The following is an 18,646-nucleotide window of genomic DNA, read 5'->3' on the forward strand; positions in this document are numbered from 1 at the left end:
TGTAAAGCCGATGCCGGAAGCTTAATGGCAGATTCAGAATCAGTAACCTTGATTAATGGTAAAGTAACCATCAGTGCAACGGTGAAAGATGCACCTTATATACCTTCAGGATATACAAATGCTTACGTATTAACCAAAGGTGAAGGATTAGTGATTCAGGCCTTAGGAGGAACCCCGAGTTTCGAAGTCATGGAAGCAGGAAATTACACCATACATAGTATTGTATTTAATTCAGAAACCTTAGATACTGGCATTNATTTATGGTAATCGAATGTGCAGCCGATGCCGGAAGCTTAATGGCGGATTCAGAATCTGTAACATTAATCAATGGTAAAGCGACCATCAGTGCGACTGTGAAAGATGCACCTTATATACCGTCAGGATATACAAATGCTTACGTATTAACAAAAGGTGAAGGATTAGTGATTCAGGCCTTAGGAGGAACCCCGAGTTTCGAAGTCATGGAAGCTGGAAATTACACCATACATAGTATTGTATTTAATTCAGAAACTTTAGATACTGGCATTGTAGTACCAGGACAAACAACGGGTTTTGATGTTTATGGATTAATCATAGCAGGTGGCGGCAGTATATGTGCGAGTTTAGACGTAACCGGAGCACCGGTTATAGTAACCGAAGATACTGTTTGTAATGCTTTTTCGGGTTCCATGTATTCTCAAAGCCCTATTAATTGCTTAAGTAATGGATTAACAATGCTATCTGCTAAATTTAAAGCAGCACCATCCATTCCTGCCGGATACCAGCAATTATTTGTGCTTACTGAAGCATTTTCATTAAGAATCTTAAATGTTTCTTCAATGCCACAATTTGAAGTAAGTCATGAAGGGTTCTATAGAATTCATAGTTTAATTTATAATCCGAATACATTAGATTTAAGTGTGGTAGTGCCAGGGCAGACAACAGGTTTTGATGTGGTTAATTTAATTGCTAAAAATGATATTTGTGCGTCGCTTGATGTTTCGGGGGCAGTGAATTTAGTGATTGGTTCGAAATGGTTCTGTTACTTTTTTAACAGATACTTTAAAAATGGAAGTAGCGGAAAATCTGCTACAACAGCGAAAGGCGCCAATGATACAGCTTTAGAAGCTCTTGTAAATAATTTTGATAGTTATCAAACGTTTAAAGAAAGTTTTATCGCTTCTAATGGAAAAATTAAATTATACCCGAATCCTGTTATAAATACTTTAAAAGTGGATATGGAAGTATTTGATGACGAAGTAATGGATTATGTTGTTCTAGACATTAATGGTCGTAAAGTCCTTTCTGGATCAACTAAAAATCTTCAATATGGGATACAAACCGTTGATACTAGTATTTTAAATGCAGGTATGTATATAGTTCAATTTAATTCGGCTTACAGAACGGTTACAGAAAAGATTATAGTTAGGAAATAAAAAATAGAAAAAGAAAAGTTTTTTAAGAAAGTCGCTGTTTTGCAGCGACTTTTCTTGTTGTAAGATCTTTAAAATCTTTTAGATAGATACTGTTTTTTCAAACGTTTTAGTTCGTTTATTTTATAAAAAAAGTAAATGCTCTTGCTCCTACATATAATAAATGTAAATTTGCACCTTCAAAAAAATAGCCATGACAGAATTTATAAGAAAGCGTGCAGCGAATGCTAAAAACGATATTTTAAGTGGAATTACGGTGGCATTAGCCTTAGTTCCTGAAGCAGTTGCATTTGCTTTCGTAGCAGGAGTTGATCCATTGGTGGGCTTGTATGCGGCGTTTATGATTGGATTAATTACCTCCATATTTGGTGGACGTCCAGGTATGATTAGCGGCGCAACAGGAGCGTTAGCTGTGGTTATGGTTAGTTTAGTAGCCGAAGGAAATGCTTTTGGCGCCGAGGGCGAAAACCTTGGTTTATACTACTTATTTGCTACCGTTATTTTAATGGGAGTTATCCAAATGTTAGCGGGTGTTTTAAAACTCGGAAAATTTGTTAGGTTAATACCGCATCCGGTAATGATGGGGTTTGTAAACGGTTTAGCTATTGTAATATTCTTGTCGCAATTAAACTTGTTTAAAACTTTTGAAAACGGTCAATTGGGATGGATGCAAGGATCTGAACTTTTCACTATGATTGGTTTAGTGGTTTTAACTATGGGGATTATGTTCTTATTGCCAAAGTTAACTAAAAAGTTGCCAGAAGCGTTAATAGCTATATTAGTGGTTTGGGCCATTGTGGTGTTTGGAAAATTAGATGTAGCAACCGTTGGAAGTTTTATACGAGAGGGTGGAGGCGAAGGTTTAAAAGGAGGTTTACCCCAATTTCAATTCGATATTTTTAGTAAAGTGCCATTTAATTGGACAACCTTTAAATTCATTTTCCCGTATGCATTAATTCTTGCAGCGATTGGTTTAATAGAATCGTTAATGACCTTAAATCTTATTGACGAATTAACCGAAACACGAGGCGATACTAATAGAGAGTGTTTAGCGCAAGGTGGTGCCAATATTGTAACCGGCTTTTTTGGCGGAATGGGTGGTTGTGCCATGATAGGTCAATCGTTAATTAATATTAAAGGTGGCGGACGCGGAAGATTATCTGGAATCGTGGCAGCACTGGCGCTTTTAGGGTTTATATTATTCGCATCTGGACTTATTGAACAAGTGCCAATCGCGGCATTAGTAGGGGTTATGTTTATGGTAGTTATAGGAACTTTTGCATGGAGTAGTTTTAGGATTTTAAATAAAATCCCGGTAAGTGATATGGTGGTTTTGGTAGTTGTATCGGGACTAACCGTTATTTTCGATTTGGCAATTGCTGTAATAGCTGGGGTAATAATCAGTGCACTGGTTTTCTCATGGGAGAATGCGAAACGAATTCGTGCTAGAAAACGTATGCGTGAAGATGGTACTAAAGTTTATGAAATTTGGGGACCTTTGTTTTTCGGATCTATTATTGCGTTTAACGAAAAATTTGATGTGAAAAACGACCCAGATAACGTTGAAATTGATTTTGTGGAATCACGCATAAGCGATCATTCGGCTATGGAAGCTATTTTTAATTTGGTGAATAAATATGAAGCTGAAGGGAAAACCATTAAGTTGAAACACTTAAGTGAAGATTGTAAAGTTTTACTATATAAATCGAGTCCTAAATTTAGAGAAGTAATTGTTGAAGCAATAGACGATCCTAGATATCATTTAGCTGAAAATCCTGAAGCATTTACAAAAGGTTTATCGGAGTACAAGTTTTAGGTTAGTTAAAAGTTAAAAAATTACCTTAACTAACACCTAACACCTAACACCTAACACCTAACAACTAAACTCTGAATTTCCCGCGAAATCCTCTGCCTGCATAATACGATTGTGCGCCATTGTGATACACAAAGACGGTTTCAAAACGGAAATCCGCAAAAATAGCACCGCCAAGTTTTCTAATATTAGATGGTGTCTTTAACCAGCTTGAAGTTTTAGTATCGAAGTTTCCAAGCGTTTGTAGATATCTATAATCTTCTTCCGATAATAGTTCAATACCCATGCTCTGCGCCATATTAATTGCGCTATTTTTAGGTTTATGTTCTTTTCTGCTTTCTAGAGCCTCATGGTCATAGCAAAAACTTCTGCGTCCGTTAGGGCTTTCGGCAGCACAATCATAAAAAATATATTCACCGGTGTTATCATCAAAACCAACCACATCGGGTTCGCCACCTGTGCGTTCCATTTCATTAAGTGACCATAATTTTTCTGGAGACAGCTTTAATTTTGATTCGACTTTTTCCCAATCTATGCCTTCATGACGGCTTTTGTTTTTTTCAAAACGCTGTTTTAAGGTTTGGATTAGTGCTTCTTGAATTTCGGGTGTTAAAAGATTTTTTGATGGCATAGTATCGCTTCTTTTATAATAACACAAGTAACTATTTTACCCTTACGCTATCTGGAACAAACTTGGTGTAATCACCATTATTTCTAATCACATCGCGCACAATGGATGAGGCTATAAACGATGTTTTTGAAGCCGTCAATAAAAACACCGTTTCAATAGTCGATAAATTTCTATTGGTGTGTGCTATGGCTTTTTCAAATTCGAAATCGGCTGGATTACGCAATCCGCGTAAAATAAATTGGGCGTCTACTTCCTTGCAAAAATCTACGGTTAAGCCTTTATAGGTTAGCACTTTAATTTTTGGTTCGTCGGCAAACGCATCCTCAATAAATTTTGTGCGTTCTTCTAATGAAAACATATAATTTTTATCGGCATTAATCCCAATAGCTACAATAACTTCATCAAAAAGGGTTACCCCACGTTTAATAATATCGTAGTGGCCTAATGTTATGGGGTCAAAAGACCCAGGAAATATGGCTCGTTTCATTTTATTTTTTTGTCATTCCGCGAAAGCAGAAATCGTATTGTTTGGATGATGTGTATCAAATATAGGCAATAATTTTATTTAATTATTTTATAGCCTCTTCAATAGCATTTTCAAATAATTCAGGCAAACTAATACCAGCAACCGCTGCTTGCTGAGGTAAAATGCTCGCTTTGGTTAATCCCGGAACCGTATTCACTTCCAATAAATGAGGTTCGCCATTTTTAAAAATATATTCGCTTCGGCTGAAGCCTTTCATTTTTAAAACTTCATATACTTTTTTAGCCATGGCAGTCACTTCGGTTTCTTGGTCTTTTGTTAATCTGGCAGGCGTTATTTCTTGCGATTTCCCTAAATATTTAGCTTCGTAATCGAAAAAATCATTTTCACTAACTATTTCGGTTATTGGCAACACTTTGGTTTCACCTTTAAAACTAATTACGCCAACAGAAACTTCGGTGCCTTCTAAAAACGATTCAATAATAATTTCGTCGTCTTCTTTAAAAGCTATTTCAATAGCATTTTTTATATCTTCTTTTTTATGCACTTTGGTTACTCCAAAGCTACTACCGGCTTTGTTTGCTTTCACAAAACAAGGTAAACCCACTTTGGCCACAATAGCATCTTCGTTTATGGTATCCACTAAATTTACGAAATACGATTCGGCAGTTTTAATGCCATAAGGTTTTAATACACTTAAGCAATCACGCTTGTTAAATGTTATACCTGCTTGGTACATATCGCAACTGGTATGCGGCATATTTATTAATTTAAAATAACCTTGCATAAAACCATCTTCTCCTGGCGACCCATGTATGGCATTAAAAACGCAATCGAAAGTAATCTTTGAGTTGTTTACCGTCACCGAGAAATCGTTTTTATCAATAGGGAATTCGGCATCATTGCTGTCTACATACACCCACTTATCTTTAAAAATATGAATGCGATAAGCGTTGTATTTTGAAGCGTCTAAGGTTTCATAAACCACGTTTCCACTTTTTAATGAGATTTGGTATTCGCTCGAATAACCACCCATAATGATAGCAATGTTCTTTTTCATTTAAATTATTTTGTTGCCCCTTTGTAGAAGAGAGTCTTTATTATCTTTTCGTTATCAGTCTAAAAACTACAATAAAACGTATCTATTAATAGTTAAGCTAAAATATCACATATATTGCAAAAGAAAAAACAGTTCTGTTTTTATATATTTGCCTAATCGAAAATTTTATAGATGAGCATTATTAAATTTCTAAAAAGTAAAGTGTTTTTTAAACAGATACTTATCGCCATTGGCGCTATTGTTATACTCAGTTTTATTATGTTAACTTGGTTAAATATTTCAACACATCATGGAGATTTTGAAACCGTGCCAGAATTGAAAGGTAAATCTGTTAATGTAGCAGAAATTGAATTGGATGAGAATAATCTAATAATGCAGGTACAAGATTCGGCGAATTACAATCCAGATTATCCTAAATATTCTGTTATAGATCAAGACCCGAAAGCGGGTGCAAAAGTTAAGGAAGGACGAAAAATATATATTACGGTAAATCCTTCTGGCTACCGAAAAATTAATGTTCCAGATTTAAGAGAGCGTACGTTTAGACAGGCAAAACCAACGTTAGAAGCCTTAGGTTTTAAGGTTGGGAAGGTGTCTTATATTGATAATATTGCCAAAGATTTAGTGCTGAAAATGACTTTTAAAGGCGAGGAATTACAACCAGGAGATAAATTGCCAAAAACATCGGCTATAGATTTCGTTTTAGGAAATGGAAACAGGCCAGGAGAAGAAACAAGCGATGAAGAACCCATGACTGAGGAACTAATTGGCGAAGATTTAAACTAACAAATTTTAAGAAAAAACACTGTGGTTTTCCATAGTTAACCCAATACAATGGAAGATTATACACCAGAATTTATTGATGATGAAAGTGACTTGTATGAACATCATGCGTTTACCGTAGATAAAGGTCAGAACCCACTTCGCATCGATAAATATTTAATGAATTTTGTTGAGAATGCCACCCGCAATAAAATACAGGCCGCAGCTAAAAACGGCAGTATTTACGTTAACGGAATTCCTGTAAAATCTAATTATAAAGTAAAGCCACACGATAAAATACGTGTGCTTTTTACACACCCACCACACGAAAACTTATTGGTGGGCGAAGATTTACCGCTCGATATAGTTTACGAAGACGATACTTTACTGGTGGTTAATAAACCTGCTGGCATGGTAGTGCATCCGGGACATGGTAATTATTCTGGAACGCTTATTAATGCGCTTATTTATAGATTTGAAAATTTACCAAATAACTCGAGCGAACGTCCGGGATTGGTACATAGAATAGATAAAGATACTAGCGGACTTTTGGTTATTGCTAAAACCGAACAAGCTATGGCGCATTTGTCGTTACAATTTGCTGAAAAAACCAGTGAACGTGAATATGTGGCTATTGTTTGGGGTAATATGGAAGAAGAGGAAGGCACCGTAGAAGGAAACATTGGGCGTCATCCAAAAAACAGATTGCAAAACACCGTGTATCTCGATGATGAAGCCGATAAAGGCAAACCAGCGGTAACACATTATAAAGTTTTGGAACGCTTAGGCTATGTAACCTTGGTGTCTTGTAAACTCGAAACGGGGCGTACACACCAGATACGTGTACACATGAAACACATAGGCCACACCTTGTTTAACGACGAGCGCTACGGCGGTGAAAAAATATTAAAAGGCACCACCTTTACCAAATACAAGCAATTTGTAGATAATTGTTTTAAAGTATTACCAAGGCAAGCGTTACACGCTAAAACATTAGGCTTTACCCACCCAAAAACAGGTGCGTTTTTAAAATTTGAAGCACCCATACCAGACGATATGCTGCAATGTATAGAGAAATGGCGCAACTACGCTAAGCATCAAGGTTTAGAAGAGGATGAGGTTTAAAATGTGGTTTGTTGTTTATCTTGTTTGTGAAGGAAGATCGGGTGTTTGAATGGGAGGATTTTCCGAAGGAGAATCAGATGTAACAAAAATGCAACAGCCTTTGATTAAGTACTAATTTAGCAATTTTTTATACGGTGTTACCATACGTTTTATTTCATTCAAAATTCGTTTTTAAGGACGAGAACCAACTATAACTTGAATTAGATTTGGTTTAAGGTCAGATTTTGTAATTATTCTCGTATCTATGTTGTTATCCTTAAATATTTGGGTTATTGTCTTTCCAATCGAGTTTGATTCCGTTGAACTTTCTCGAACAGCTATTCCAGGTCCAACACCACCAATTATTATTTCTTCCCATACTCCATCAACTTCCCAATTCAATTCAGTTAATACGTCTTTAATAGTATTTGCAAACCTAAAAGATTCCCTGTCACCTTGAATACTCATTAATTCTATTCTGATTTTTGATGTATTTTTTAAACTTTTTAAGAGGTTTTTCCTTTGTATAGGTTCAAGAACTCTCCCTTTTTGCTCGTTATGTAATTTCTCAAAATCTTTTGATTGTTTAAAATGGTCAAATGCAGAAATAATTAATCCGAATAAAAGAATTATTAGAGAAGCAATATCAAGTATTGTATCATCTAAAGGAGCGTATTTTGATATAGTCCATTCACGAAAAAGTCCTATTCCGACTAAGCCTCCAAATAAAGATAATATTAAACCAAGCCAAAATCTCATTCTTTAATTTGTAGTGTTGTATTTAATGTATAGTAACTATCATGATATGAAATCATTTTAATATTTTATATCATAAGTAAATCGAATATAGTTTATTTTTCTCACACATCCAATCACTGTTTTCAAATTATTTTAATATAAATTCAGTCTATATTGGCATTACAAATAAATGTTATTGGTATTTAATAATGTCGTATAGTAATTGTAAATTTGGGTTGTAATTAATATGAGATTTCCGCTTTCGCGGAACTAACAAATACATCCATTTATGAAACTCGTTTTATCACCAGCAAAGTCGCTCGATTTTGAAACTGCTTTGCCAACTAAAACTTATACGCAACCCTTGTTTTTAGAACAATCGGAACGCCTTAATAAATTGCTTAAAAAGAAATCGGCTAAAAGTTTATCGAAACTCATGAGTATTTCTCCCGATTTAGGTCAGTTAAATTACGAGCGTAATCAGCAATGGCAATTACCCTTTACAGCAGAAAATGCACGACCTGCCATGTATGCATTTAGTGGCGAGGTGTATAGAGGTTTTGATGCCTATTCTATTCCGGTAGAGAAATTAAACGATGTTCAAAATACAGTACGTATTTTATCTGGATTGTACGGGATATTAAAACCCCTGGATTTAATGCAACCCTATAGACTGGAAATGGGAACTAAATTTCCTGTGGGTGTGAAAAAAAGTTTGTATGCCTTTTGGGATAAGCATATTGTAAAAGCTTTAAACGACGAATTGGAAGATGGCGAATTGTTTTTAAATCTTGCCAGTAATGAATATTTTAAAGCGATAAATACTAAAGCATTAAAAGTGCCAGTGATTACCGCAAATTTTAAAGATTTTAAAAACGGCGAATACAAAATGATTATGACCTTTGCGAAACAAGCACGTGGTTTAATGGCACGGTATGTAATTGATACCAATGCCAAAACCATCGATGACTTAAAGGCCTTTAATTACCAAGGGTATAATTACAGCGAACCGATGTCTACCGAAACCGAGTTGGTTTTTATTAGATAAACCAATCGTATTGATTATTTAGCAATAGCTTTTTTGTCAATACTAATTTTAGTTTCAACAGAAGGTTTCTTTTTAATTCTTGGGCGTCTGGCACCAAATGTGCCTCGGTTTATTTTGCCGCGTTTCGTTTTTTTGTCTCCTTTTCCCATAGGTTATCATTTAATTTTATGTCATTAATTTGTATTCCTAACGGTTAGTTTTTAGTGACCTGAAAATACAAAAAATTAAGATAAAAATCAAGCAATTACGTGTTTAAACATACGCATCCATACCAACCCTTTATTAAGCCCGATACTACGAAACTCATTGTTGGTACCTTACCGCCACCGCGATTTTCAACGGGCGAACTATTAGAAAAGGATGTCGATTTTTGCTACGGAAGTTATTACAATTCGCTTTGGTTATTTATAGATAAAATTCATGATTTGAATTTAAAATTCGATAATTCTGAAGCAGCTATAGAACAACGGAAGCAATTTTTAATTAAACACAAGATAGGGGTTTGCGATATTGTTGAAAGTTGCGAACGCCAAAAAATAGATGCATCCGATTTAGGTATGCAAAATATAAAACTTCGAAATCTTGTGGGCTATTTAAAGGAATATCCAAATATTAAAACACTACTCTTCACTGGCGGAAACAGTAAAAATGGACCCGAATATTTCTTTAGAAAACACCTTAAAGACTTTGGATTAAAACTAGAAGTGATTTCTAATGAAGTACCACGGATACATGAGTTTAAACTTCCAGTTAGTCTTAATGAAGCACGGGAATCTGCGAAATTGCCACGTACCATAAAAACCGTATCGTTAACATCGGGTTCTGGAGCCGCGAATATTTCTATAAGTAAATTGCCGCTATACAAACATTTAAAAGCTAAAAATCCAAATTTTAATACCTTCGATTTTCGAGTGTTGCAGTATCGTGAGTTTTTCTAATTTTTCAGAATTTAATCGTTGTCATCTTCATCCTCTTCATATTCTACAACTTCGGCATCAAATTCGGCTTGTTCAAATTCATCTTTACTCATCCAATATTCAGAAGTCGTGAGCGTATAAGAATTGGCGCCGGTAGATTTTAAATCCCAAATAATGCTTTCAGCTTCATCAAAAGATTCATTTCCAGCAATGGCATTGGCAAATAAGCGTTTAATAACGTTGCTTCGTGTAAGGGTAGCATTAAAAGCTTTTAACACAATCTCTTTGGTTATGTTTTCGTTTGGCTGAATTTCAAAGTCGACAATAGTAGCTTTTGCCTTCGGAAATTTGCCATTATAGGCTTTGTGTAGTAATTGATTGATATTGAATAATTGATGATGCAACGAAATATCGGCATATTCTTCCGAAATTTTATCAATCAGCATATCGTTCGAGATTTGATCGATTTGATTGTCGTTTAAAAATTCCGATAGTTTATATTTTAAAACGATGGTCGCCGCTTCTTCGGGTTCAAAATCTGAAATAGCCATAAAAAGCATTTCTTCAATTTCTTCGGGTTTTAAATTAGCAGTGTCTTCAAATCCAAATGCGTTTAAAAGCTGCAAATAATCTGTAGCATTCCAAGCGTCATTTAAAGATTCAACAAGTTTAACAGCATTAATAATGATATGATATTTCATAATTTAAATTTTACTTAAAGATAAGAATAATAAAAATTGAAAATACCAGACAATGTGCTATGCAGAATAATAAATTAGCTTGCTACTTTAGGTCTAATATTTTTCGGGAACAAAGGTTTGGTATTTCATTGGTGGACGCACATAGCTTTTGTAATCTGGTAATTCGGGCAATTCTATGGGCGTTAAATTCATGGGTTTATAAGGTATCTGATCGAGCACATGGCTAATACAGTTTAATCGGGCCCGTTTTTTATTATCGGCATTTACAACATACCAGGGTACTTGTTTGGTGTCGGTATGTGCAAACATGGTGTCTTTTGCTTTCGAATATTCTAGCCAACGCGAGCGCGATTCTAAATCCATGGGGCTAAACTTCCAACGTTTTACTGGGTTTTTTATACGGTTTTTAAAGCGTTTTTCCTGTTCTTCGTCGCTCACCGAAAACCAGTATTTTAAAAGAATAATATCGCTTCTTACCAGCATGCGTTCAAACTCTGGGCAAGATCTTAAAAACTCATTGTATTCCTCTTCGGTACAAAAACCCATCACTTTTTCTACGCCGGCACGATTATACCAGCTTCTATCAAAGAGCACGATTTCGCCGGCAGCTGGTAAATACTGCACATATCGTTGAAAATACCATTGCGTTTTTTCTCTTTCTGTAGGAATACCTAAGGCGACCACTTTACAAACTCTGGGGTTTAGGGGTTCGGTAAAGCGTTTGATTGTGCCCCCTTTTCCTGAAGCATCTCTGCCTTCAAAAATAATGACTACTTTTAATTTTTGCGATTTTACCCACTCTTGTAAATGAACCAGTTCTGTATGAAGTTTAGCTAGTTCTGCTTCGTAATTAAATGAATTGTCTCCCATACTCAAATTTAAGGATAAATCATTAACTACGTATTCTTTACAATTGATAAATTTAGTTTACTATAAATTTAGATTGAATCTATCTAGTTTTCTACATTAAAAAATACTTTGTAATAATGCATTTTTTTGTCTTCGTCGTACCCGCGTTCTAAATATTCGCTAGAGGCTTCAGGTGCATCAATATCTAGTTTTATTTGTATGTTGGTGTCTAACTTAATATCGGTTTTAATCTTTTTCTTTTCTTTATTTACAACGCTTTCGGCAACATCAAACTGGTTTCTAATAATAAGATTCTGTTCGTCTTCAAAGGTTTTTTTATAATCGTCAAACAGGGTTTTGTGCTTGTCTTCTTCAAAAATTTCATCTTTAAAACGCTCCACATTTACCACTTCGTTTTCTTTAAAAAAGTCGATGGTTTTGGCGAGAAACGTATTTTGTTGTTGTGCGCCATAGGTGGTTTTTAAAATCTCGGTCGAGAATTCTTTACAAAGTTCAATATATTGTTGGGTGTGGTTGTTGGCATCATCGGCATACTTGATATTTAAAAACTGGTTTAGCCAATAGTTCGCATCGTAGCTGTTATTGTCCACACTTAAAATAATGTTGCCTTCGGTATCGCTTTGGTTTAGAATTAAACAACCTTTATCCACTTTTTTAGAGCTGATGCCTTTTTGAACCAGCACATCGTAACTGTTATTTTCTAAATAGGTTTGAAAGAAATTAACTTTATTTTCAATTTTAAAAATGCCAATGGCGTTGGTAGTAATTTCTCGAAACTCGATACCTTCAAACATAACCACTAAAACATCGCCCGTTTTTATATTTGCTGAGGTAGATTGCTCGTATAAATGCGTTACAATATGCTTTGAAACTTCTATAAAGGCCTCGTCGTCGTTAAATATTTGCGCGCTATAACTGTTAATTTCATTTAAAGCAATATTGGCATGATGGTTAAAGCGGTAGCTTTGCACCACGCTACTAAAAGGGCGTAATAAAAACGGTAACATGAGGTCGTAACTGGCTTCGTCAAAATCTACTAACTTTTCTGAGAAGGCGTTTTTAGTATCGTTGAATTTGTTACCGACTTTATGAATAATGAATTTTGAAATGGAGGCGTTTTTTCTTGAAATCATGGGTTGTTGTTTAATATTGCAATAGTACTAATTTAGAAACAGATTGCCACAAAAAAAGAACGCCAAAGCATAACACTTTGACGCTCTCAGATTCGAGGACTTGCGACTTGGTTGTCGTTATATTTTAATTTGTGTAATTGTTTGATTTTAAGAATACTCAAAGATAAAAATTCATTTCAATTTATCAAGGATTCTAAAACTTACTTTATACATATTTATTTAAATGCTTTTTGTGCCTAATTAATGATTAATTTAATTGATATAATAATATAGAATTATGTTCTCCCTTGGTTACAAATTCTAAATTAGAATCTTTATCAATATTATCAAACGCTATAGCAGATGTGCCATAAACAGGAAAGCCTGTTAGTAAGGTGCCTTGGCTATCAAACAAATAAACTTTTTGTGTTTGCATATCTGTTATCGATACGTAAATTTTGTCTTTTATATAAAACAGCTCTGGGCGGGTATAATTACCAAAATCCAGTTCTACAGCCGTGTTTTTTATTAAAAGCTTGTTGTCGCTATGCGCTATTAAGCTTTTACTGGACGCGAAAAAGCTATGCTTTTCAGACAGATTTAAATTTTGAGTAGATACTTTTCCGTTGGTGCTAATGGTAACCACATCGCCATTTAAACTCGTTGTTGTAAACGCGTTGTTGTATAAATAGATTGGTTGGTTAGAATACGTGTTTTTTGTTTTTGGTGTTACGCGCGTATTACCTGTTCGGTCTAAAATGTAAAATTTGTTTTGAGATTTAAACACAATATAGTCTCTACTGCTAATTCTAAAATGTTTTGGTTGACAGATAATGGCATCGTCTGCCGCACTAAAATTAAAGCCATTAACAAGTTTCGTGTTTTTGTCATACACTAAAATATGTTTGCCTTGAGTAACAAACAGTCGGTAATCTTTATTCTTGTCATAATCAAATACCGCTAATGGTTGTGTGATGTCATCATTAAAATTACCAGGAAATGGCGCTACATCTTTACCATTTCGGTCTATAACGTAAACTTTGTTTGGTGTTGCAAAAGCAAGCTGGAGTCGGCCATTTCTAAAGATGTCAATTTGTTCGATGCTTCCTAAAACAGGTCCTTGTAGCTGTTTCTTCCAAAGAATTTTACCTTTACTAGAAATTAAATACAAGTTATTTTTAACGTCTTGAACTACTATTTCTTTTTCCTTAGTAATATGATTTATCACAAATTGAGGATCGGTTAAGATATCATTGGCTAATTTGATATTTAATTCTTCAGAAATAGAATTTGTTAATACTGCCGATTTACTCTTTTTTATAATGCCGTTAACATGTGCAAAATTTGAATCGTAAATAAACTGTAAGGCAGAAACGCTGTAATTATCAAAATTGGCATCCAATTCATTCTTAAAACTCCTATTAATAATAGATTTTAAAGAACTAGGATTGGTAACCATTAAGAGCGAAGATGCATCGCTTAACTTGGCTTTACAATTTTTAAAAGGTTCTGTTTCGCTTAATGTTGTTTTGTTTTGATAGTTTGAAATAATACTTTGAAGGAGTTCTGTATTATTTGCGAACACAAAAAAGTTGTCTAACACACAATATTTTGTGGCACTTTTAAATTTTATAAGAGGCGAAAACGTGTTTGCAAACAAATCTGGCTGGCTAAAGCTATAAATATCGACGCCTCTAACGGTGTTAATGATGTTTTGTTCGCTTATTAAAGCATCTTCGGTAGCAATTAAATCGGTAGAGTTTAAAATAATGGCGCGTTTGTCATCTTCATAAATAACACCCACTTCTATTATATTATCGAAAATAGCTAGGGTGTTGGCTATGGAATCCGTTTTATTAAATAGCTTAAAGTTAGCCTCAATAGTTTTAAAATTTTTAAACGTAAAACTCATAAAACCATCACTGTTTTGTGGGGTTAAATTCTGAGTTTGGTTTTCTTGCGGAATCGTGTTTTTAAAAAGTTGAATGATATGTTTGCTGGAATCTGAGGCTTTCGTAATGCCATTCATATAAATTTCATCCTGATTAACATCCACATCAATGGCTAAATACTGTGTCAACGATTTTAAACTTAGCGCTTCTGGAATAAAAAACGATTTTATAAACGGTGTGTTTGCCTTTATAATGATCGAAAAAGTTTTATCGTTACTTGTGGCATTATAAATTTTTACTAATTCTGGGTTAACAATCGGTTTTGTATTAATAGATTGAATAATCTCTTTTGAAGATGATACTAAAAAAGTACTATCAATAACACTGCTGTAAAATGTGTTGTTATTAAAAGTAGATTTTGTTAGCGTTTGCTTTTCATAAGTAATAGATTCTTCAATATAATTTTTAAGCGAATCGGTTTTAAATAAATTAGCATGGTATTTTGTTATAATAGAATAGTGCAGACTATCTTTTGTGTCTGTAGAAAAACAAATAAGAACTTCGCCACTCGGTTTTAAGAGCGATAAGTTTTCTAGTTTACTTTCTAAACCCAGATAGGCATTGGTTTTAGAAAATTTATCTAAGAAATCACTGTTTTTTATACTGCTTCTTAAATTTTCAAGATTCGAAGATTTAATAATTATAGAGGCATTATCAGGTACAAAATCAATAAGATTTTCGCGGTTGCTGCTGTATTTAGAACAACTCACTGCTAGAAGCAATAAGAGGGAAAAATAAATGAATCTCATAAAATGAATTAATTTATACAAACCTACATATTTTTCAATTTATAGCATATAAAAACAGCGTAATGTCATGTTTTAAATATTTAATTTTAATTGTTCAGGTAAAAGTCTAAACGATTTCCGGTGATACTTGGTTATACCGTATTTTTTTATGGCTTCGCGATGCTCTTTGGTAGGGTAGCCTTTATTTTGTTTCCAATTATACATGGGGTATTCTTCATGAATCCTGTTCATGTAAGCATCTCGATAGGTTTTTGCCAGTACCGAAGCAGCAGCAATACTTAAATATTTGCTGTCGCCTTTAATAATGGTTTCAAAAGGAACGTCTAGGAATGGTTTAAATTTATTGCCATCAACAATAATAAATTCTGGTTTTGGCGACAATTTCTCAATCGATTTGTGCATCGCAAGGATAGAAGCATTCAATATATTGATGGTATCTATTTCTTCTTGATACACATGCGCCACACCAAAAGCTACAGCATCAGCTTCAATAATGGGTTTTAGTAAATCGCGTTTGGTTTCACTTAGCTGTTTGGAGTCGTTTAAAACAGAATTGTTAAAATCTGAAGAAAGTATTACAGCCGCCGCCGTAACAGGGCCTGCCAAACAACCGCGTCCTGCTTCATCGGTACCGCATTCCAGTAAAAATTCAGATAGATTAGTTAAGAGCATAATATAATAGTATGAACAAATCTAAAATTATAGTTAAACTGCAACAAATATAAGATTTTGAATGGGTGTTTTTATGGCAATTCTTTGCTTTCCTAAATTAACAATGCGATGCGTGCTATCAACCATGTCAAATACATCTTCCTGTTTCACCTTATTATATATGTGTAATTGTATAATAAAGAGAGTAAAAAAATCAGACTTGGTATATTTAAAATAATTCCCTTCACTTTACGTTCAAATAATTACTTTTGTTCCGAAAAACGTTAAGTAATAGTTCTTGCAAAAAGAAAACGTAGATAATTACCCAAAATTTAAGTATGCGAATCATATCTAATAAACAAAGCAATTGCAATTTTAGTCTAATAAAAGTGGTTTTTTCATTTGTAATGCTGTTACAACTTAATATGATTTGTGCTCAAGAAAGACCAGATAAATCAAATCGATTAGGTCGCGAATTGGGAATTTCTGGGGGTAACGATTCCGTTAATAAAAAAAAGCTACCTAAAATAACCCAATATCAAATTATTTCACATACTAATGATACGACCTATGTAGATACCACCTTAACCATACATAAGGAATATAAATTCAATTATCTCAGAAAAGACAATTTTGGTTTAATGCCGTTTTCTAACTTAGGTCAAACCTATAACAGTCTTACCTATAATTTTCAAAATACCAGTTTAATGCCCGATTTTGGTGCACGCGCCAGACATTTTAACTACATGGAAATTGAGGATATCAAATATTATCGCGTACCAACACCATTAACAGAGCTTTATTTTAAAACAGCTTTCGAACAAGGACAGCAAACCGATGCGTTTTTTACGGTAAATACCTCGCCTCAGTTTAATTTTTCTATAGCATATAAAGGCTTGCGCTCTTTAGGAAAATACCAACACATATTAACAAGTAGTGGTAATTTCAGGTTTACATCAAATTATCAATCAAAAAATAACCGATATGCCGCACGTTGGCATATTGTAACTCAAGATTTATTAAACCAAGAAAATGGCGGACTGCAAGACGATAATGTTGCTTATTTCGAATCGGGCGAACCAGAATTTATAGATCGTTCTATTCTTGAAGTTAATTTCGAAAATGCCGAAAGTGTCCTAAAAGGAAAACGGGTTTATTTAGATCATACCTATAATATAATAAAGAAGGGCGATTCTTTATCTAAAAATAAATTAAGCATTGGTCATATCATGAACTTCGAAGATAAATACTTTCAATACGACCAAACAACGGCCAATAGTTTGTTTGGGCAAGCCAATGTAACATCGGGAGTAAAAGATCGTACCACTTTAGAATATTTTTATAATCAGTTACAATTAAACTATAGCAACAACATACTTGGTAGCGTTCAATTTAATGTTAGCAATAGTAATTATAATTACGGGTACGATAAAGTTGCCGTAATAAATGGTAACACCATAACAAATAGATTAAAAGGCGATATCTTTTCTGCTGGCGGTGCCTACCGTAAACAATATAAAGGATTCGAATTAAATGGCGAGCTTGGTATCAATATATCGGGGCAATTCGAAGGGAATTTCTTAAAAGCCACCGCAACATTTAATTTAAACGACGAAATTGCGGCATCAGCAACCTTAAACCATAGCTCGAAAGCACCAAATTATAATGCACTTTTATATCAAAGTAATTATGAGAGTTATATTTGGCAAAACAGCTTTAATAATACAGAAACTCAACAATTGGCATTTCAGTTAAAATATAAGAGTCTGGCAAATATCACGGTAGACCTAAACACTATAAACGACTATGTGTATTTTAAAGAAGACGAAACATCTCTTCAAGTAAACGCCTTTCAGAACAATAATACTATCACCTATTTAAGAGCCAAACTAGAGAATGAAATTAAATTTGGGAAGTTCGCCTTAAACAATACCATTCTCTATCAAAATGTGCAAGACGATAATAGCGTACTCAATGTGCCCGAGCTAACAACTCGAAATACTTTATACTTTTCAAGTCATATGTTTAAAAAAGCAATGTATTTGCAAACGGGTGTAACTTTAAATTACTTCACTAAGTATTATATGAATGCTTACAATCCCGTTTTGGCAGAATTCTATGTACAAACCGATAGAGAGTATGGCGATTTTCCAAGATTAGATTTCTTTATCAATGCTAAAATTCGTCAAACACGCTTGTATTTAAAAGCCGAACATTTTAATTCATCCTTCACAGGCTACAACTATTATTCAGCACCAAACTATCCATATCGCGATTTCGTAGTGCGTTTTGGCCTGGTTTGGAATTTCTTTTTATAAAAAAATTAGGGCGTTCCCCTTTGGGTCGGGCTTTGCGCTACAAGTCCTCGCGCCCCCAAAAGGGTGGGGTCGCTGTGGGCTTTCCGCTGCAATCCCTAACGCGCGCCAGCCAATTAAGGTCATTTTTTAGGAGCGCCACCACGGCAAACAGCAAAAAAACCACAAAGACTACGACCAATAAATAGCCATTAACCATATAATAAGCGTAGCCAAAAAAAAAGAGAAGCAGCCAATAACTAATCAAAACCGACCATATCGCACCCAAAAAAGGCAGGCAAGCAAGAGTATTCTCCCATAAAGTAGGGTTATAAAAAGGGCATGAGT

At 34.4% G+C, this 18,646-nt stretch carries 18 protein-coding genes; 7 read left to right on the plus strand and 11 right to left on the minus strand.

Translation table 11 applies throughout. The features are described from left to right. Window positions 1-260: 260 nt before the first annotated feature. Both ACFQ0I_RS15720 and ACFQ0I_RS15725 read left to right on the plus strand, forming a co-directional pair. The gene (locus tag ACFQ0I_RS15720) at window positions 261-1,415 is read left to right on the plus strand and encodes a T9SS type A sorting domain-containing protein (protein ID WP_379943913.1); all 1,155 of its coding nucleotides are present in this window, start codon (window positions 261-263) and stop codon (window positions 1,413-1,415) included. 190 nt (window positions 1,416-1,605) lie between these two features. Beyond that, window positions 1,606-3,228, plus strand: a complete 1,623-nt coding sequence (locus ACFQ0I_RS15725) for a SulP family inorganic anion transporter (RefSeq protein ID WP_379943914.1) — start codon at window positions 1,606-1,608, stop codon at window positions 3,226-3,228. Between the two features lie 64 nt (window positions 3,229-3,292). On the opposite strand, the gene ACFQ0I_RS15730 is transcribed toward ACFQ0I_RS15725, so the two are convergent. The 3 genes from ACFQ0I_RS15730 to ACFQ0I_RS15740 all read right to left on the minus strand — a co-directional run bounded on the left by ACFQ0I_RS15730 (window position 3,293) and on the right by ACFQ0I_RS15740 (window position 5,400). Then, complete coding sequence (locus tag ACFQ0I_RS15730) at window positions 3,293-3,856, minus strand: DUF4256 domain-containing protein (protein WP_379943915.1); 564 nt, start codon at window positions 3,854-3,856, stop codon at window positions 3,293-3,295. 31 nt (window positions 3,857-3,887) lie between these two features. Further along, window positions 3,888-4,343 carry a pantetheine-phosphate adenylyltransferase gene (coaD, locus tag ACFQ0I_RS15735; protein WP_379943916.1) on the minus strand — a complete coding sequence of 152 codons (456 nt, stop codon included), beginning with the start codon at window positions 4,341-4,343 and terminating at the stop codon, window positions 3,888-3,890. 82 nt (window positions 4,344-4,425) lie between these two features. Beyond that, on the minus strand, window positions 4,426-5,400 hold the full coding sequence (locus ACFQ0I_RS15740) for a D-alanine--D-alanine ligase (protein ID WP_379943917.1): 975 nt from the start codon (window positions 5,398-5,400) through the stop codon (window positions 4,426-4,428). A 171-nt stretch (window positions 5,401-5,571) separates the two neighbouring features. Between ACFQ0I_RS15740 and ACFQ0I_RS15745 the strand changes: the two genes are divergently transcribed. Further along, on the plus strand, window positions 5,572-6,186 hold the full coding sequence (locus tag ACFQ0I_RS15745) for a PASTA domain-containing protein (protein ID WP_379943918.1): 615 nt from the start codon (window positions 5,572-5,574) through the stop codon (window positions 6,184-6,186). A gap of 48 nt (window positions 6,187-6,234) precedes the next feature. Further along, window positions 6,235-7,287 (plus strand): RluA family pseudouridine synthase, encoded by a 1,053-nt coding sequence (locus ACFQ0I_RS15750; protein ID WP_379943919.1) that lies wholly within the window; start codon window positions 6,235-6,237, stop codon window positions 7,285-7,287. A gap of 171 nt (window positions 7,288-7,458) precedes the next feature. On the opposite strand, the gene ACFQ0I_RS15755 is transcribed toward ACFQ0I_RS15750, so the two are convergent. Beyond that, window positions 7,459-8,025, minus strand: coding sequence for a hypothetical protein (locus ACFQ0I_RS15755; RefSeq protein ID WP_379943920.1), 567 nt, complete (start codon window positions 8,023-8,025; stop codon window positions 7,459-7,461). Between the two features lie 268 nt (window positions 8,026-8,293). Here ACFQ0I_RS15755 and yaaA point away from each other — a divergent pair, with 268 nt between their 5' ends. Then, window positions 8,294-9,052 (plus strand): peroxide stress protein YaaA, encoded by a 759-nt coding sequence (gene yaaA / locus ACFQ0I_RS15760; protein ID WP_379943921.1) that lies wholly within the window; start codon window positions 8,294-8,296, stop codon window positions 9,050-9,052. Window positions 9,053-9,066: 14 nt separating this feature from the next. Here the strand turns inward: yaaA and ACFQ0I_RS15765 are convergent, their stop codons facing one another. Then, window positions 9,067-9,201: a 30S ribosomal protein THX gene (locus ACFQ0I_RS15765; RefSeq protein ID WP_379943922.1), complete on the minus strand. Its 135-nt coding sequence runs from the start codon at window positions 9,199-9,201 to the stop codon at window positions 9,067-9,069. Between the two features lie 99 nt (window positions 9,202-9,300). On the opposite strand from ACFQ0I_RS15765, the gene ACFQ0I_RS15770 reads away from it, so the two are divergent. Next, window positions 9,301-9,990, plus strand: coding sequence for a uracil-DNA glycosylase family protein (locus ACFQ0I_RS15770; protein WP_379943923.1), 690 nt, complete (start codon window positions 9,301-9,303; stop codon window positions 9,988-9,990). A gap of 11 nt (window positions 9,991-10,001) precedes the next feature. On the opposite strand, the gene ACFQ0I_RS15775 is transcribed toward ACFQ0I_RS15770, so the two are convergent. The 5 genes from ACFQ0I_RS15775 to ACFQ0I_RS15795 form a co-directional block, all read right to left on the minus strand. Then, on the minus strand, window positions 10,002-10,670 hold the full coding sequence (locus ACFQ0I_RS15775) for a hypothetical protein (RefSeq protein ID WP_379943924.1): 669 nt from the start codon (window positions 10,668-10,670) through the stop codon (window positions 10,002-10,004). 93 nt (window positions 10,671-10,763) lie between these two features. Next, the gene (gene ppk2, locus ACFQ0I_RS15780) at window positions 10,764-11,540 is read right to left on the minus strand and encodes a polyphosphate kinase 2 (protein WP_379943925.1); all 777 of its coding nucleotides are present in this window, start codon (window positions 11,538-11,540) and stop codon (window positions 10,764-10,766) included. Between the two features lie 83 nt (window positions 11,541-11,623). Next, window positions 11,624-12,673: a nucleoid-associated protein gene (locus ACFQ0I_RS15785; protein ID WP_379943926.1), complete on the minus strand. Its 1,050-nt coding sequence runs from the start codon at window positions 12,671-12,673 to the stop codon at window positions 11,624-11,626. A gap of 247 nt (window positions 12,674-12,920) precedes the next feature. Continuing rightward, the gene (locus ACFQ0I_RS15790) at window positions 12,921-15,353 is read right to left on the minus strand and encodes a ribonuclease HII (RefSeq protein WP_379943927.1); all 2,433 of its coding nucleotides are present in this window, start codon (window positions 15,351-15,353) and stop codon (window positions 12,921-12,923) included. A 72-nt stretch (window positions 15,354-15,425) separates the two neighbouring features. Continuing rightward, on the minus strand, window positions 15,426-16,025 hold the full coding sequence (locus tag ACFQ0I_RS15795) for a ribonuclease HII (RefSeq protein WP_379943928.1): 600 nt from the start codon (window positions 16,023-16,025) through the stop codon (window positions 15,426-15,428). Window positions 16,026-16,342: 317 nt separating this feature from the next. Between ACFQ0I_RS15795 and ACFQ0I_RS15800 the strand changes: the two genes are divergently transcribed. Beyond that, a complete protein-coding gene (locus ACFQ0I_RS15800; RefSeq protein WP_379943929.1) occupies window positions 16,343-18,322 on the plus strand; it encodes a putative porin in 1,980 nt (659 codons plus the stop codon). A 37-nt stretch (window positions 18,323-18,359) separates the two neighbouring features. Here the strand turns inward: ACFQ0I_RS15800 and ACFQ0I_RS15805 are convergent. Then, window positions 18,360-18,646 (minus strand): hypothetical protein (locus tag ACFQ0I_RS15805; protein WP_379943930.1); only part of this gene is annotated, 287 nt, incomplete at its 5' end.

It is taken from the genome of Mariniflexile aquimaris, from assembly GCF_042676825.1.
Classification (GTDB): domain Bacteria; phylum Bacteroidota; class Bacteroidia; order Flavobacteriales; family Flavobacteriaceae; genus Mariniflexile; species Mariniflexile aquimaris.

Excerpts from the sequence above, each read along its gene's own strand:
- ACFQ0I_RS15790 (WP_379943927.1), bottom strand. The coding sequence starts at position 15,353 with ATGAGATTCATTTATTTTTCCCTCTTATTGCTTCTAGCAGTGAGTTGT.
- ACFQ0I_RS15765 (WP_379943922.1), bottom strand. The coding sequence starts at position 9,201 with ATGGGAAAAGGAGACAAAAAAACGAAACGCGGCAAAATAAACCGAGGC.
- ACFQ0I_RS15740 (WP_379943917.1), bottom strand. The coding sequence starts at position 5,400 with ATGAAAAAGAACATTGCTATCATTATGGGTGGTTATTCGAGCGAATAC.
- ACFQ0I_RS15755 (WP_379943920.1), bottom strand. The coding sequence starts at position 8,025 with ATGAGATTTTGGCTTGGTTTAATATTATCTTTATTTGGAGGCTTAGTC.
- ACFQ0I_RS15725 (WP_379943914.1), top strand. The coding sequence starts at position 1,606 with ATGACAGAATTTATAAGAAAGCGTGCAGCGAATGCTAAAAACGATATT.
- ACFQ0I_RS15800 (WP_379943929.1), top strand. The coding sequence starts at position 16,343 with ATGCGAATCATATCTAATAAACAAAGCAATTGCAATTTTAGTCTAATA.
- ACFQ0I_RS15745 (WP_379943918.1), top strand. The coding sequence starts at position 5,572 with ATGAGCATTATTAAATTTCTAAAAAGTAAAGTGTTTTTTAAACAGATA.
- ACFQ0I_RS15730 (WP_379943915.1), bottom strand. The coding sequence starts at position 3,856 with ATGCCATCAAAAAATCTTTTAACACCCGAAATTCAAGAAGCACTAATC.
- ppk2 (WP_379943925.1), bottom strand. The coding sequence starts at position 11,540 with ATGGGAGACAATTCATTTAATTACGAAGCAGAACTAGCTAAACTTCAT.
- ACFQ0I_RS15795 (WP_379943928.1), bottom strand. The coding sequence starts at position 16,025 with ATGCTCTTAACTAATCTATCTGAATTTTTACTGGAATGCGGTACCGAT.
- ACFQ0I_RS15775 (WP_379943924.1), bottom strand. The coding sequence starts at position 10,670 with ATGAAATATCATATCATTATTAATGCTGTTAAACTTGTTGAATCTTTA.
- ACFQ0I_RS15785 (WP_379943926.1), bottom strand. The coding sequence starts at position 12,673 with ATGATTTCAAGAAAAAACGCCTCCATTTCAAAATTCATTATTCATAAA.
- coaD (WP_379943916.1), bottom strand. The coding sequence starts at position 4,343 with ATGAAACGAGCCATATTTCCTGGGTCTTTTGACCCCATAACATTAGGC.
- ACFQ0I_RS15720 (WP_379943913.1), top strand. The coding sequence starts at position 261 with ATGGTAATCGAATGTGCAGCCGATGCCGGAAGCTTAATGGCGGATTCA.
- yaaA (WP_379943921.1), top strand. The coding sequence starts at position 8,294 with ATGAAACTCGTTTTATCACCAGCAAAGTCGCTCGATTTTGAAACTGCT.
- ACFQ0I_RS15750 (WP_379943919.1), top strand. The coding sequence starts at position 6,235 with ATGGAAGATTATACACCAGAATTTATTGATGATGAAAGTGACTTGTAT.